This window comes from Candidatus Methylacidiphilales bacterium (assembly GCA_030054035.1).
Classification (GTDB): domain Bacteria; phylum Pseudomonadota; class Gammaproteobacteria; order JASGCS01; family JASGCS01; genus JASGCS01.
On record JASGCS010000006.1, the window covers coordinates 77,331 to 93,129 of the forward strand.

Annotated in this window: 17 protein-coding genes; 5 read left to right on the plus strand and 12 right to left on the minus strand. The window is 34.0% G+C overall.

Annotated elements, in window-relative coordinates; translation table 11 throughout:
- The first annotated feature begins 2 nt into the window (after window positions 1-2).
- Genes QM538_05480 through QM538_05495 form a run of 4 tightly spaced genes read left to right on the plus strand, consistent with a single transcriptional unit; the run spans window position 3 to window position 4,259 of the window.
- Window positions 3-1,211, plus strand: coding sequence for a hypothetical protein (locus tag QM538_05480; protein MDI9347937.1), 1,209 nt, complete (start codon window positions 3-5; stop codon window positions 1,209-1,211).
- Window positions 1,208-2,458: a hypothetical protein gene (locus tag QM538_05485; protein ID MDI9347938.1), complete on the plus strand. Its 1,251-nt coding sequence runs from the start codon at window positions 1,208-1,210 to the stop codon at window positions 2,456-2,458. The genes QM538_05480 and QM538_05485 overlap by 4 nt, the downstream gene beginning before the upstream one ends.
- Window positions 2,455-3,438: an STELLO glycosyltransferase family protein gene (locus QM538_05490; protein ID MDI9347939.1), complete on the plus strand. Its 984-nt coding sequence runs from the start codon at window positions 2,455-2,457 to the stop codon at window positions 3,436-3,438. Before QM538_05485 ends, QM538_05490 begins: the two co-directional genes overlap by 4 nt.
- Window positions 3,438-4,259 carry a glycosyltransferase family 2 protein gene (locus QM538_05495; GenBank protein ID MDI9347940.1) on the plus strand — a complete coding sequence of 274 codons (822 nt, stop codon included), beginning with the start codon at window positions 3,438-3,440 and terminating at the stop codon, window positions 4,257-4,259. The genes QM538_05490 and QM538_05495 overlap by 1 nt, the downstream gene beginning before the upstream one ends.
- On the opposite strand, the gene QM538_05500 is transcribed toward QM538_05495, so the two are convergent.
- From QM538_05500 to rpmH, 11 genes are all read right to left on the minus strand, one after another.
- Window positions 4,236-4,622: a hypothetical protein gene (locus QM538_05500; GenBank protein ID MDI9347941.1), complete on the minus strand. Its 387-nt coding sequence runs from the start codon at window positions 4,620-4,622 to the stop codon at window positions 4,236-4,238. The genes QM538_05495 and QM538_05500 overlap by 24 nt on opposite strands.
- On the minus strand, window positions 4,600-5,187 hold the full coding sequence (locus QM538_05505; protein MDI9347942.1) for a hypothetical protein: 588 nt from the start codon (window positions 5,185-5,187) through the stop codon (window positions 4,600-4,602). The genes QM538_05500 and QM538_05505 overlap by 23 nt, the downstream gene beginning before the upstream one ends.
- A gap of 2 nt (window positions 5,188-5,189) precedes the next feature.
- Window positions 5,190-5,939 carry a TIGR04255 family protein gene (locus QM538_05510; GenBank protein MDI9347943.1) on the minus strand — a complete coding sequence of 250 codons (750 nt, stop codon included), beginning with the start codon at window positions 5,937-5,939 and terminating at the stop codon, window positions 5,190-5,192.
- 187 nt (window positions 5,940-6,126) lie between these two features.
- The gene (gene recF / locus QM538_05515; GenBank protein ID MDI9347944.1) at window positions 6,127-7,305 is read right to left on the minus strand and encodes a DNA replication and repair protein RecF; all 1,179 of its coding nucleotides are present in this window, start codon (window positions 7,303-7,305) and stop codon (window positions 6,127-6,129) included.
- Window positions 7,259-8,563: an alpha/beta fold hydrolase gene (locus QM538_05520; protein MDI9347945.1), complete on the minus strand. Its 1,305-nt coding sequence runs from the start codon at window positions 8,561-8,563 to the stop codon at window positions 7,259-7,261. The genes recF and QM538_05520 overlap by 47 nt, the downstream gene beginning before the upstream one ends.
- Before the next feature lie 8 nt (window positions 8,564-8,571).
- Entirely contained in the window at window positions 8,572-9,525 is a 954-nt protein-coding gene (locus tag QM538_05525) for a hypothetical protein (protein MDI9347946.1), read from the minus strand.
- A gap of 4 nt (window positions 9,526-9,529) precedes the next feature.
- Window positions 9,530-10,897, minus strand: a complete 1,368-nt coding sequence (gene mnmE, locus QM538_05530) for a tRNA uridine-5-carboxymethylaminomethyl(34) synthesis GTPase MnmE (protein MDI9347947.1) — start codon at window positions 10,895-10,897, stop codon at window positions 9,530-9,532.
- Between the two features lie 25 nt (window positions 10,898-10,922).
- Window positions 10,923-12,602, minus strand: a complete 1,680-nt coding sequence (gene yidC, locus QM538_05535; protein ID MDI9347948.1) for a membrane protein insertase YidC — start codon at window positions 12,600-12,602, stop codon at window positions 10,923-10,925.
- Window positions 12,592-12,864, minus strand: coding sequence for a membrane protein insertion efficiency factor YidD (yidD, locus tag QM538_05540; GenBank protein ID MDI9347949.1), 273 nt, complete (start codon window positions 12,862-12,864; stop codon window positions 12,592-12,594). The genes yidC and yidD overlap by 11 nt, the downstream gene beginning before the upstream one ends.
- Window position 12,865: 1 nt before the next feature.
- On the minus strand, window positions 12,866-13,207 hold the full coding sequence (gene rnpA / locus QM538_05545) for a ribonuclease P protein component (protein MDI9347950.1): 342 nt from the start codon (window positions 13,205-13,207) through the stop codon (window positions 12,866-12,868).
- A gap of 4 nt (window positions 13,208-13,211) precedes the next feature.
- On the minus strand, window positions 13,212-13,346 hold the full coding sequence (gene rpmH / locus QM538_05550; GenBank protein ID MDI9347951.1) for a 50S ribosomal protein L34: 135 nt from the start codon (window positions 13,344-13,346) through the stop codon (window positions 13,212-13,214).
- Between the two features lie 167 nt (window positions 13,347-13,513).
- Between rpmH and dnaA the strand changes: the two genes are divergently transcribed.
- The gene (dnaA, locus tag QM538_05555; GenBank protein MDI9347952.1) at window positions 13,514-14,818 is read left to right on the plus strand and encodes a chromosomal replication initiator protein DnaA; all 1,305 of its coding nucleotides are present in this window, start codon (window positions 13,514-13,516) and stop codon (window positions 14,816-14,818) included.
- 147 nt (window positions 14,819-14,965) lie between these two features.
- On the opposite strand, the gene QM538_05560 is transcribed toward dnaA, so the two are convergent.
- Window positions 14,966-15,658 carry a hypothetical protein gene (locus tag QM538_05560; protein MDI9347953.1) on the minus strand — a complete coding sequence of 231 codons (693 nt, stop codon included), beginning with the start codon at window positions 15,656-15,658 and terminating at the stop codon, window positions 14,966-14,968.
- Window positions 15,659-15,799 lie beyond the last annotated feature (141 nt).

A 15,799-nucleotide genomic window follows, 5' to 3' on the forward strand; every position in this document is an offset into this window, starting at 1 on the left:
ACTTGCCAATCATTATAATATCAAACCTGTACTTACAATTAAGAGCATTTTTACAAAATAAGGTAAAGTATTTTTCTATTTTGCTCGTTGGTTGCACGATAGGGTATGGTATTTTTTTAATAACAAAAGGCAATCATTATCCTCTGGCTTTTTTAAAACCATTAATGAAGTGGTCAGGTGAAAGTTTATTTGGGGATATAAAGCAAATAAAGACAATACCCCTATTGATAGAAGAAGGGCTTGATCCGTATGTGGTGCCACAGGGCACCTTAAATATCCCACTTGCCTATCCACCTATTTGGATATGGATTGCACAAACTTTTCAACTACAGATAGACTTGCATTTTTATACATTTGTTTCAATTTATATAGTTTCTTACATTGCCATTCTGCTGTACTTTATGATGAAAAGCAATACTATTTGGTATTTGCTGTTATTTTTTTCTACTCCAAGTCTTTTAGGCATCGACAGGGGATCAAATGATATATTGGTATTTGATATATTGTTTTTAATAGCAATGATTCTACGCTCTAAGAATATCTATGCACAATGGCTGGCAGGCATACCGCTACTATTTGCTGGGGCAATTAAAATATTTCCCTTTGCAGGTATCTTGGCATTTAGAAATATTATTCTGGCACTTATTCTTTTAGCTTGTGCGGGGCTATATTTGTATTTCAATCTTGAATACCTGCATTATGTTATGACCTACACTCAAATTATTGATTTCCCGAGACTGTCATATGGAGCACTATTATTATTTCCTAATATCAATGGACTTGTCAAAGTATTACTTTTGGGTACACTTCTCGCGATCGTGCCACTCATTTTGCTATACTTAAATAAAAATAAATCTGCTTTACTTACAATCATTGAAACCCAAAACTCACACTTATCTTTTAATCAATTACTCTATGTGCTCGGTGCAAGTTGTTATTGTTTAAGTTTTTTTTCACATACGAATTGGGATTATAGACTAATTATGCTCTTCTTGTGTTTTCCACTATTACTACAACACAAAAATCACATTGTGATTCAAAGTATATTGATATTTCACTTACTAGTATTCTACACAGGAGTAATTCAATTGGGATTACTAAATCAGATTCTTAAGTTTCTGATTTGGTATTTTCATGCTATAATTCTGCTCAAACACATTTATTCAAACTTTACTCCATTAAAATTTGATTTAAAAAAGGTAAAGTTATGAGGCTATCAACAATATTCAATTCGGAAAATAATTTAAAATATTTTTCTATCTCACTCGTCTGCCTCACAATAATTTATATCTGTTATGTATTAATTTCGAGAGGTAATTTTTATCCTTTTGATTTTTTTAGACCGATAGTATTCTGGCCAGGCGGTAGTTTGTATGGTGATATAAAAATAATTAAGCCTCTAGCCCTTATGATTCAAGAAGGGCTTGATCCGTATGTGGTGCCAAACGGTACTTTTAGTATTCCACTTACCTATCCGCCTATTTGGATATGGATAGCGCAATCATTTCAGCTTCATATTGATTGGCATTTTTATACATTTGTGTCAATATATATTTTTATTTTTATCGGCATCCTGTTGTACTTTATGATGAAAGGAAACAGTGGCTGGTACTTGCTTTTATTTTTCTCCACTCCAAGTCTATTAGGCATTGATAGGGGCACCAGCGATATACTAGTGTTTGATTTATTATTTTTAGTTGCTGTACTGCTTTGCACTAAGAATATCTATGCACAATGGCTGGCAGGCATACCGCTACTATTTGCTGGGGCAATAAAGTATTTTCCCTTTGTCGGTATCTTGGCGTTTAGAAAAACCGCTCTAGTTTTTGCGCTTAGCGCACTTGCTGGATTTTATCTTTATTACTATTTTGATTATCTAACATTGGGCATAAAGCTCACTCAATATCCAGAGTTGATTCTTGCCTATGGAGCAACAATATTTTTTAATAATTCCAAAGTGTTTGTTTTGGGATTTCTTATCATCACCGCGCAGCTCTTATACCTAGTTTCTAAAAAATATCTTACTTTTTATTCAATTATCAATTCACAAAATTCTACTTTGGATTTTAACCAGACGCTCTATGTACTTGGAGCGAGTTGCTATTGCTTAAGTTTTTTATCACATGGAAATTGGGACTACCGATTAGTCGTCTTGTTCCTTTGCTTTCCATTATTACTTCAAAATAAAAATCTTCCCTTGGTGCGATTTATATTGATCCTTCATGTCGTTATTTTCTTTGGGGGGCTTTATGTGTATGTTGCTAAAGAAATCACTCAAACAACTTATAGAGACTCTCCTGCGAGAATGGTGGGAACAATAATGCAATTTTTCAAATTGCTAATTTGGTATTTTCACGCCATCATACTGCTCAAGTATGCCTATTCTAATTGGCTTCCATCAATATTCAAAATAAAAATGGAGGGATTATGGGAAAAGCGCAGACAGCGAATAGTATGATAAAAAATTTTATTGTTATCACCTCAATAAACGCACCCACTCGGGCAGTTAAAAAATTTGCTGCTTTGCTAGACTACAAGACTATTGTAGTGGGCGATAAAAAAACACCTGCAGGATGGGCATATAAAAATGTGGGGTATCTTTCATTGCAAAATCAGATTGCATCATATGCCGCTTTTTGTAAACTCCTGCCTGTCAATCATTATTCTAGAAAAATGATTGGCTATTTATTCGCAATTAATTCTGGAGCAACGATGATTGTTGATACGGATGACGACAACATACCACTATCTAATTTTGCCGTGCCTAATTTTGATGGAACCTATGATTGCGTTTATTCAAATATGCCATTGAATATTTATTCATTATTCATAAATCAAAGTACTAATAATCTGATATGGCCAAGGGGGTATCCACTTGAGTTAATAACAGCCAAAAATAAAATTACTTCTAGCAAAAATATTGTTCGGGTAGGAATATGGCAAGGGCTGGCAAATGGCGACCCTGATGTTGATGCAATCTACAGAATGACCAATGGATCAATAGATATCGCATTTAAAAAACGATCTCCGGTTGTCTTAAAAAATAAAACCTGGTGTCCTTTTAATTCTCAAAATACTTATTTTAGACATGAATGTTTTCCACTGCTGTATTTACCTTCCACAGTAACATTTAGATTTACTGATATTTTGCGAGGTATTATTGCCCAACCAATATTATGGAAGTTTGGTTATAGCCTTGGTTTTACTCAAGCGACGGTTTTCCAAGCTAGAAATAAACATACCTTATTAAAAGATTTTATTGACGAAGTGCCGATGTATCTTCACGCAAAAGATTTGATTTCTTTAGTTGGCGATGAAGTTAAAAAGTCTTCAAGTTGTAATGACGCATTAATGCGATGCTACAGTACATTGCACAAACTATCAATTGTCAAAAAAGAAGAGTTGGCTTTACTAAAAGCTTGGCTTAGATTTTTCTAATGAACCAAAACAAAAACACTTTTATCATCCCGAGTCACTGGGAGGTTCCGCCTAGTCTATCTACTATGTATTTTGAAAAGCGTAAAAATATCATTGTGCTTGTGCCAGTATTTAATGAAGGGGAGCGAATAATTTCATTAATTTCTAAAATGGCTGAAAATAAAATCCACGAATATGCAGATATTTGTATTGTTGACGCAGGCAGTACAGACAGCTCTTTAGATCATGAACACCATATCAAAAATTCAATTAGAGGAGTAGTAACCAGAGCAAAGGGCGTGTCGGGTAGATTAGGCAGCGACCTTAGGATCGGCTTTGCCTTTGGCTTAAGCGAGGGTTATGATTATTTTATTACCATTGACGGTAATAACAAAGATGATCCGCGGTCAATTATAAACTTTGTCAGTGCTCTGAAAAATGGTGACGCACAATACATTCAAGCAAGTAGATTTATAACGGGAGGTATTGCAATTAATACTCCTGTAACTAGAAAAATAGCAATAAAATTTATTCACTCACCACTGTTAAGTCTGTTCTCAGGATTTCGTTGGACTGACACAACCCAGGGCTTTAGGGGATATACCAGCAAACTCTTATCAGATGAAAGGCTGGGATTGTTTAGAAATTGTTTTGTCTCTTATGAAATTCTTTCCTACCTCACTTATCGCGTACCTCAATTAGGATATGCTTGTTTAGAGTTACCGAGTACGAGAAGCTATCCAAAGGGCGAAGTTCCAACAAAGATTTCTTTTATTAGGGGTAACGGTAGGGTATTATTAATTTTATTTTTGACTTGTCTAGGGTATTACAACATTAAGTGATAAATCATAAAGTGTAGAATCGGATGCGAGTCTTTCTCTCTCTGATTCCTCTAAGTGGGCTTTTATTATGGTATGACAATCATATTTTTCTCCATCATGGATAATTGACACCTCTCTACACACTTCTTTAACTAAATTAACAGATATTACTGCGACTCTATGGCTCTTTTTAAACTCTCTAGTTTGTTTGATACAACCAATGACACTATTTAACTGATTTTCAAAATCTCCGTCATGATAATCAAGCAGTGCAACTGAAATTTTATCGTCGCTACTTTGAAAAGCAATTGGCAACAAACTATTCTGCCGATGCATTTGAGAGTTGCAGTGTCTTGCTAACTTATGCGCAGAATCTATAATCATAAAACAAAGCTGTACTGGCCTGTATTTGCTGTGTATGTAGGCTACTTTCATAAAATACAAATTGTTTTGCTTTAAAAAAGTTTACTATGCTTTCTAAATTATTAATAGGACTATTTCCACTAGCAGATTCGGTTTCTTTTATGCCCTTTCTAGCATCTAAATAAACCCATCTAAACCAAGTTACATCATCTATAATATTTTGGCTTGATACTACTATTGAAAATCTTAATTTATTTTCAGGATACCACCCTAAATAAACTGAACCATCATCATAGTAACTTATGATTGGGGTTATAAAATTATTACTTGTTAAAATTTTATAGGCAATAGCAGTTGACGCATCTAGAATATTCTCGATTTCAGCATCAAAATTATTCTCTTCGTTATTCTCTCTTCTAATTTCATCTAGTAATTTAAAAGCATTTTCTAATTCAGATTTCCTTTTACTATAATCAAGAAGCTTGTATTTTTCTTCAGTGTAATTTCTTTCTATCTCTTTAATTATCAGACATTGATCAAGGACTGTTGAAAAATCAGATTGCTTTATTATAAATGCACTAGACATCTTTAGTTCAATGTTTCAACAAACGATTCCTTTAAAATGCTAAAAAAACAATTTTTTTCTTCGTCATGAAGCTGGCAGACTCTTTTAAATACAAGCTCATCATTTGTGTCAGTTGTGATAAATTCATTATAACTTACATCTATGTCAATATAAGAGCCTTTAAATTCTTTCATTGGATGAATGATTTTAGAATTAACTGCAATTATGTATTTTAATTTTAAGCTTGATTTATTAATTTCATTGGATATTAATATATTTTCACTTTCAGCAGTTAAATCTTTGCTATTTAATTTTATATCTATATTACTATGTTGGAAAATTTTTGAACCTTCAAACATATTTAGAACTCTATATCCTAAATAAGTTGTGCTTTTGACACCTAGTGCCTTTAAACAATCTACTACTAATTTAATTTCCGATGATAAATTTAAATTTTCCCAACCCGAATAAAACTCGCCTTTAAAAATTGGATCAAAAGAATATTGTAAAAAAATGCCGTCTTCAGAAAAATTCCACACACACCCATTATCTATTTTAAATGATTGGATTGGTTTGTATTTTAGATTAGTATCATTAAATCTAACATCTCTTGGGATGGTCAAAATTCCATGCGTGTTTTTTTCTTTAATTCTTGAGGCAAGTTTAGTATTGATTACATTATATAATTCACCAAATTGAATATTGGAATCATGTCTTAATTCAATTGTAATACTAACTAATGGGCATTTAGTAAGTTTTTTATAATCTACCATTCTAAATGTATTATACTTTAGGCGCGTTTTAAAATATATAGCTGTATTTGTATTTTAAGCTAGCATTTGGCAACTGACTCAAGTAATTGTTGCGGCCTCATACTTGTTGACATGATTAAAATAATGAGAGCATACTATTCAATTTTTCATCATGTAAGGGATATTAGAAGGTATCCAGCTAAAAGAGCTAACAGATAGCGCCCTTAACTAATTTAATCGTTGAATAGCCCAGCTTCTCCGCCATAGGAATAGACTGGTCTGCTATGGCAGTAATTACAATTTGCGCATCAATGGTCTCTAAGACATTCATTACATTGGCAAGATTGCTTTCATCTAACTCAGAAGCGATGTCATCACAAAGTAGCGTTATGGTTGGTCTTGATTCAATTCTTGTGATAAACCATTTTGCAAGTGATACTATCAGAGCAAAACTAAGGCATTTTTGTTGCCCACGCGATAGAAAATCTTTTGCATTTTTAATTTCATTAAAATTTGCCATGGTAATAGCAATATCAGAACGATGAGGTCCTTTAGCGGTGGAGCCAAGCATAATGTCTTGGTCTCTGTACTCTTTTAAGTTATTTGTAAACACTTGAGCAAAATCATTCTCTATGGCGTTACTAGCATCCAAGCCATGAATATAATCAATATTCATTTCTGGCTGTGCGAGATTGGCTATAGTTTGTAAAAATATATCTTGCATTTGGGCAATAAGTTCTTGCCTGGCTTTGTGAATCTTCTCACCGTAGTCGACCAGTACCTTGTCCCACTGGTCAAGTTGATCGCTGTACAGTTTGGGTTGTTTTCTACACAATCTTAGCAAGGCATTGCGTTGGCGAAGCGCTCTCAAATATTCAGTGAGGTGAACAATGTACTCATGTTTCACATGAAACAATCCCCAATCGATTAACCTCCTTCTAATTGTTGAGCTACCAGTTACCAAAGAAAGGCTATCAGGTTGGTATATTAAAGTAGGCCTCAGCCTAGCCAGCTCTCTGACTTTGTTAATTGACTCACCGTTTAAATGAATAGTGGTTGCTCCTTTTGTAGTTTTTTCTATGCCTAAGGTTTGGTTGAGACTTGCAGCAGTTATTCTTACGATTAAACTCTGCTCCCCACTAGTAATTAGATCCGCAGCTCGTGAAGTTCTAAATGATTTGCCAGTGGAAAGGAGATACAGGCTCTCAAGTAAAGAGGTTTTGCCACTTCCATTATCTCCAATTAAAAGTGTTTTTTTTGCGATTGGAATTTGTCCTAATGATTTAATAATCCTTACATTAGAGACGCTCAGCGATTGTATTCCTGATGATTGCACTAAATTACTTTTTGCTAATAATTTCACTACTCTTAGGAGAGTCTGTGACAAGATTTTCAGATGCAATATTTTGAATAAAGCTTACGACTTCATTCATGTCTCTTTCAAAAAAAGGATTTCTGGTTAACTTTGAAATCGGAATGTTTTTTGGAATATTGGTTAGCCCGCCTTGAATCCAGCTTTTGGGAGGCTTACGGCAATCAAAATTTCTAGCATCTATGCATGCCATTGGTCCGTTTTCGGAATATATAGGATTGTTCCATTTGATAAAGTATCCCAGATGCGACATTGAAACAACTTTATCCTCTGGCGAAGCCGAATTCAAATAGGTGGCCGAGTTTCCATATAATTCATATTGAGAGTCTTTGTCATTGGTATTTAAAAAGAGTTTTAAGTTTGCCAATTTTTTTCTTGCGAAAGAAATCACACCCCGGTAGTTGGTTACTTCATCTTGGTCTGAAATCATCAGCATAGTTGGTGTATTAATTGGCTTTGCCTTAGTAACTAAACCTAAATGACTAAACAGTATCTTTGCTGCATTGATACTCTGGGTTAAATAAAAAACCGGGGAGAGTCTGCCAAAATCGTTAGTAGGCAAGTAAGATAAAAATCTAGAGCCAATAGACGCATGTAGTGGCGCGTGTTTCGTGACAAAAAAAGCTGGGGCAAACAAAATCATACCGTGAATTTGCTGGTTAAATTTTTGTGAAAATAAAACGGAGAGAAGGCCGCCGTAGGAATGACCTATGAGAATTCTTTTACTATCTGGTGTTGAGTTAATAAATGCCTGAATTCTTGCCTCAACTTGTTTTAAGACAACTTCTCCATTTAATGACAATAGGTCGCCTGGCTTCGTGGCATGCCCAGGAAGCAAGATAGCAGTTGCCTCTATACAATTTTTTTGTAAGTGTTCGGCGAGGTCTTTCATTGAGTTTGGTGAAGCGTAAAGACCGTGAATAAGCAGTGCTGAGATCTTTTGTTTTTGATTACAGGCTTCGGGGTCAACCGCGAGCGTAAAAGGTTTGTTTAAGCGCACCATTTCAGGTACAGTAAAATCAGGTAGGGCCTTAGATCTGGTTAATAAATAATCAACTACTTTTTTTTCATATTGCTCAAATGGTTCCCCGGCATCAATAAAACTATAGTTTCCACTATAAAACCAAGTGCCTTGTGGCATATTATTAAACACCTTAGCGAGATTGCTATCTTTATTCTTGAAACTGTAAAGATAAGCAAAACCAAGACCGATCATTCCTAACAATATAATTAAAAATAAAATTGAGAGCAAAAACATAAATACATATTTCATGGTCAATATCATATGTTACTATAATGGCATTTACCATACACACGCACCAAGTTGTTATCATGATGAATAGTGATATGTGCTTTAGGATTGCCTAGGTGTTTTGTCCAACCATATTTATCAGCGTATTTATAAAATAAAATTGAAAAAATGGCCTGGTCATAGCGATGATTCAGGATTGTAGCTCCCCGAGGAGCAACAAGGTCAGGATCATTACAGGAGTTTTTCCATTCAGTTATTAGGTCATGTACTAATTCATTTTTAGTCTCTAGCACTATGCAGCCTCCCATTTTCATTTCATCATCCAGATAAGGCTCGCCTTGTAATTTAGAAACGGTATCTTGGTGAGTCAGTTTTTTTATTGTGTGCCAAGTGGTGAAAGCTGTAACAGGTCCTTGAGCAATAAGCTCATAAAATGTTTGTGGCGCTTCATTCGCATTCAGCAATTTTTTCTTCTCAAAACTTACGCTAATTTGATTTCCTGCATCACACCAAATAAGGTAATCGCAAGTAGCGTTTTGTAACTCGTAATGAATAATATTAGGTTTCCAGCTATAAGCACCTGCGTAAAATCTGTCTGTGTTTTGATTTAACTGGCTTTCAATTGAAAACCAGTTTGGGTGTTTTGAGAAATCAAAAGTTTTAAAAGAATACCCAAACAGGGCGCAGACTTGTTTTATCGTGGTGGGAATATGCGCAGTATCTAAATTATAAAAGATTAAATTACAATTTGGTAAATTCTCAGCAACTGAAATAATGAAAGGTAATGCGGATGCATAGTGATTTTTGGTTGAGCCGGTAACAATGGTGATGCTAGGGTATTTTTGAAAATATCGTTTTACTGGTTTGGGGATAAATTTATATGTCTGCCTAAAGATAATAGTTGCCCATGCTCTTTTAATGCTTATAAAAATAGGTTTGCCTACATTGAATAAAAACTTAAATAGAAATACTACCAAATACATGATGTTATTTCCCAATACAGAAAGTTGAAAATATCTTACCAAGCAACTCATCGTTCGTGGTTTCGCCGACAAGTTCTGAAATGGCCTGCAGTGACATTCTAAGCTCTTCGCAAGCGAGCACAATATTCTCGGAAGTACCACTAAAATAGCATGCCGCTTGGTTTAAATGATCTCTACTTTTAGTCAGGCATTGAATGTGCCTAGCTCTAGCCGAAAACTCATTATCTGAATGCTGCTGGTTTTGAACTACTGACTCCCAGTGATGCAGGAGTGTGCCAAGTGTATCATGAATTAAAGTGCTAAGAATTATGGCTTGAGACCCATCACTTAACAAAACGCTTTTTTGCTCACTAGGGTATAAATCACTTCCGGTGAAAATAAAATCTATCGGACAATCCCCTAATCGCAATTTTATCGCAGCTAACTCTTTGTCTGATTCTAACATTTGTTCTAGATCTTCTTTATTTTTGCAAGAGTAGTCAAGTTTTGTTATATAGGCGATGCGATCTACTCTAGAAAAAAGTTGCTTTGCTCGCTCCTGTCCAATAAGCTCGATAGTATCAATTGAACTCCTAAGCCCTGCGGTATCATAAAGCGTGATAGGTATTTGAGCAATAGCTATTTGTTCTTTGAGAATATCTCTGGTTGTGCCAGGCATTTCAGAAACAATAGCAGTGCCTTCACCAACCAGAGCGTTAAATAGACTTGATTTTCCCGCGTTAGGCTTCCCGGCAATTGCAATATGCAGCCCTTCAGTAATTAGTTTTCCATAATTACATCGTTCAATAAAGGTAGTTAGTTCATGTGACACTGATTGGGACTTGCTTGCTAATGTTTCACATGAAACTATTTCAATGTCCTCATTGCTAAAATCAATATGTGCCTCTGCCTCAACAAAGATATCAAGAATGCTGTTTTTTAGAATCTTACAGAATTTTGAAAGTTCGCCTTGAAGAGACCTAGTGCAGGCTATGAGGTTTCGTTTTGTTGTTGCGTGAATGAGGTCCACGATAGCCTCCGCTTGGGCAAGATCTATTTTTCCATGCAGATAGGCTCGTTCTGAAAACTCTCCAGGGTTCGCCATTCTTGCGCCACCATTAATACAGGCCTCGATAATTATTGATATGAGCACATGGTTTCCATGACATTGGATTTCTAGGCTCTCCTCTCCTGTAAAACTTTTATTTTGCTGATAGGTAATGACCACAACTTGATCTATAATTCCATCAATCTCAAGGTTTACAACCTGAGCTAGTCTTGGAGTGCTGTCTCTTAACTTTCCATTGAAACAAACGCGACTTGCGAGGCTAATACAACCTAATCCTGAAAGTCTAATAACTGCAATGCCAGATTTACCAGTGGCACTGGCCAAGGCAACAATGATATCACTTAGTGTTCTAATGCGCTCGGTCTTCCTTGAGCTTTAACCTATATTCAATGACTAATTGTTGCAACACTGACAAAATATTATTAACTACCCAATAGAGCACAAGACCTGAAGGAAAAATAATGCTCATCGCACCAAACACTAATGGAAGCATTGAGAATATTTTTTGTTGAAGCGGATCGGCTGGCTGGGCTGTTAGTTTCTGTTGGACGATCATGCTCATGGTCATCAAGACAGGCAGAACATAGAAAGGGTCTGCTTCGGAAAGGTCTTTTATCCATAAAATCCAAGGGGAGTACTTCATCTCAACTGACTCTGAAAGCATCCAGAATAAAGCAATAAAAACAGGAATTTGTAAAAGCACTGGAAGACAGCCGCTTAAAGGATTGATCTTATTTTCTTTATAAAGCCTCATCATCTCTATGCCTAATTTTTGCCTATCATCAGCATGTCGTTCTTTTAGCGCTAGCATTTCAGGCTGAACCTTTTTAATGTTGGCCATAGAGACAAAAGCAATTTCAGCAGGATAATATAATATCGCCCTAATAACAAATGTTAACAAGACGATTGCCCAACCCCAGTTGCCTACATTTTCATGAAAGAATTCTAATAGCCAAAACATGGGTTTTGATAAAAAACTTAATATTCCATAATCAATAACTTTAGATAACGTTGGGGTGGTTTTTTCTAGTTTTTTTGAGCTTTTTGGTCCAAAATAAAATTTAGAGTGCCAGGTTTCTTTACTTGCCGGTCCAATATTTTTTCCTGGCAAAAAACCACCAAGTATTACTTTTCCTTTGTTTGCAGAAGCTCTTGAATAGTAATCGGTCGCTTGGTCTTTAGGAGGAATCCAAGCAGAAACAAAATAATGATCCACAAAAGCAAACCAGCTGTCTTTTAAAGTTGCTTTATAAGATCCTTCTTGAAGTGTTGAGTAGCTTAATTTTTTATAGCCCTGCTCTTCATTAAATGTTGCTGCCCCAAGATAACTGCTTGAAAAAATTGGTTTAGTTCTGGGTGTTGCAACTTGTTGCACAAAGGGGAAAATATCTATGTTGTTTTTTAACTTGTCTGAGGTAATTACTGTAAGAGCTAGGTCAACTTCAAAGGAAGATTTATAAAATGAGTATGATTTTAAAACGGTAATCTGATCATTACTCCAAGCAAAAGTAATTACGCTTACATCGCCTCTTGATTTTTCAATGAGTCTGTAATCACTCGTCAATTCTGGTAACATCGTCTGATCACCATTAGTTGTAAAGCCAGATTGGAGCATTAGGTACTCTTGCTCCGAGTTTCCTAAAATTTCGTAATTGGTATTGTTGGCATTAAAATATGAAGAAAGAACAATTGCTTGTATATCGCCCCCGACTGAGCTTAGCTTTGCAGTAAACCCATCGGTACTGGTTTCAACTAAAGAGGCCGAGGTGGTTTTTATTGATGGTGTAGAGGAGAAAATGGGAGCCTCTATTTGATTAGCGGAAGGAGTGTCTTTTGGAGATTGGACAGGTAATTGTGGGCTGTCTTTTATTGGTACTATTTGATCAGGTAAGGTTGCGCTTTTAGATGCCACATTGTTTTTAGCAACCGGTTGATTGTCAGCTTCCCATGCTTGATAGAGTGCATAAAAATGTATCCCTACGATAAGATAAAGAAATATTCTTAAGGTTTCTCTATAATTATGTTTCATGGTTAACTTTTTGTACTGGATCAAACCCAGAAGGGCCGAATGGATTGCATTTAATAATTCTTTTAATTCCAAAAAACAACCCTTTTAAAGGACCATGTGTTGTGATTGACTCGATCATATAGTTAGAGCAGGTTGGATAAAACCTGCATGCCGTTGGAAACCACATGGAAAGCCACGCAGACAAAAACAATTGATAAGCCTTAACACAACCAATAACAGCCCTTCCACATAACAAAAGTAAAAAGTTGGTAAATAAAATCACCTCAGAAAACCCGTACTTGTTGGTTAAACTTTTTCCAATCTTCTAATAATACTTGATAGCTGCCCGCAATATCTGTATTTGAAATAATTTTATTTAGTGACACTACAATATCAATGGCTGGAAATTGATTTTGTAGTTTCTTAAAAATTTCTCGGTTTCTTCTTTTAAGTTTATTCCTATGCACTGCCAGTTTACATTGTCTGACAGAAATCGCTTGTCCGAGTCTTGGCTGTAACATTTCATTTTTACAGAATTTGAAGGATAAAGCATTCGTCCTCACTCTTTTGCCGTTGCTATAAACGAGTGAAAAATCCTGAGAATTTCTTAGAGAAATGTTTTTCAAAAAATTAAACAGCTAATTTTTTTCTTTTTTTTGCTCTGCGAGAGTTTAAAACCGCTCTGCCGCTAGAAGTTTTCATTCTTTTTCTAAAGCCGTGAGTTTTTTTTCTTTTGCCTTTTTTTGGTTGGTATGTTCGCTTCATGGTAATTGTGTATTATCTAATTTCCCTTATTTTACACTTATTTTTTAATAGATAACAGGTCTACCACATTTATATAGCCTGTGCTAAACTTTTTTTTAACAAAAGTAAAATATATTATTGCACAGGGCATAAAAATTTTGTAACTTATTACCATCACTAAAAAAAATATGAACAGCACAGCTCTTTGGAAAGAATGTATTGCGTCACTCATTAAAAAATGGGACGAGGCAACTGTAAGAGATCTTCTTGAGCCACTTTATACCGAAATTAGAAAAAGTGATTTTTGTATTTATATTCCAAGCCAACAAATTATTGAAACAATTAAAAGCAGGTATTTGGAAGATATCAAGGGTTTTATTCGTTCTAAAGATAAAGATATTGTTTCAGTTTGTTTATTCTTAGTTAAGCACGACCGAAGACAAGAAGAAATTATTCAGCAGCAACTTTCCTTAATTGACACTGCGTTAACATTTGATACATTTATTACCGGAACTTCAAATGAATTTGCCTATGGGCTCTGTAAAACCGTTGCAGAAAATCCTAAGACCCATAACGGACATGTGATGATTTATAGTACTTATGGTTTGGGTAAAACCCATCTTTTAAATGCCACTGCCATGCATATAAAAAAAACATTACCACAAACAACGTATCTTTTTGTACATGCAGAAAAATTTGTAGTAGAGATGGTAAATGCCATTACCAACAACAGGCTTGAAGCATTCAGAGCGCAATATCGTTCAGTGGATGTATTGTTAATTGATGACTGTCACTTTTTTAATGAAAAGGAACGCTCACAAGAAGAATTAATGAATATACTTTTACACTTAAATAGCTTAAAACGAACTGTTATTATGACATTTGGTAACGATGACGAACAACTATGTAATGTAGATGAAAGACTTAAAACTTTTTTTCAGTGGTGCATTACAGCGCGCATTGAAGCTCCTTCGTTAGAAACAAGAAAATTATTAATACAACAAAAATTCAACCAGGCACACTGTGAACAAACCATCAACCAACAAGTAATTGAATATATAGCAATGAATTTTGTTTCAAATGTTAGAGAAATTGATGGCGCAGTTAAAAAACTAATAGCCTATTCAAAGTTTTTAAAGTCCACTATCACAATAGATTTTGTCAAACATACATTTAGAGACTTTATTTCTCTTAAACAAAGAAATATAACCATTGATAAGATTCAAAAAATCGTTGCTGATTTTTATAAAATCTCACAACAATCTTTAGTCAGTAAAAGTAGATCTAAATCTTTAATTGTTCCCAGGCAAGTTGCTATGTATTTAGCAAGAAAAATGACAAAACAAAGTTTGCCAGAAATCGGTAAAAATTTTAACGATCGTGATCACGCAACTGTATTATACGCATGTAAAATAATTGAACAAATACTTTCAAAAGATAAAAAAATTAAAAGCGAAATAACCAACTTAGAACACACTATATTAAATGGTTAATAACAAGTTATTAATAATAAATAACAATCTAATTAGCACAGTTATTTATTATTAATAACTTGTTAGTAATCTTATAATTGATGATTTTATAGCTATTATTTGAACTTGGATTGTTAAAATAAGAGTTTTATAATAGTAATAATAAACTTAAAATTTTTTCTTTATATTATAAAACTTATTATAAAAATATAAATAAAGAAGTTGGTAAAATGAAGCCTTACCTAGATAACTTTCTCTGTTGTTTTTAACAAATGTAATACTTTTATTTAAAGTATAAATAAAGTTTTCATACTCATTATTTACTTCTACTTTTGAATGGTTTTGTAGTGTTTGAAAATTATTATTATCTAGGATTATTTTTAGAATCTTATCAGCTGGAAATATATAATCTGGATAATAATATATTTCATTTTTTAACCATGGAATTAATTTACCAGTCAAATATATTTCTAAGGTAGTAAATAAAATAATTCCCCCTCTAGATTTACTAAATAAATACCTTAATAGTAAGCTTTGATTTTGCTTACTATCATCTATAACTATAAAATTACTATGTTTGATTATAGCAGCACTAATTTTATTATTACGTAATAACTTCTTTAGATATTTCTTTGAATGATAATTATCTATATAAACTACTATAAGATTTTTGAATTCAAAAAAATATTTTTGTAAATTATTGTTTATTTCGTTATGATCATATGAAGTAATTATATATGTTGGTAAATTATAATTAATAGTATTTTTCTTTTTTCTTATTTTATTTATTAGAAAAATAGCAATTGTTTTAAGTTTAATTTTATATAAATAAAATGTAAAATAAGTTAAAAAATATCTCATGTATTAATATAATAAGTATATACTAAATTTGATGCATATTATTTCTGTTATCATCCCAGTTTTCAACACTGCTGCCTACCTTCGTGCCTGCCTAGACTCTGTACTTGCACAAAGCTACCCCGCATTAGAAATCATCTGTGT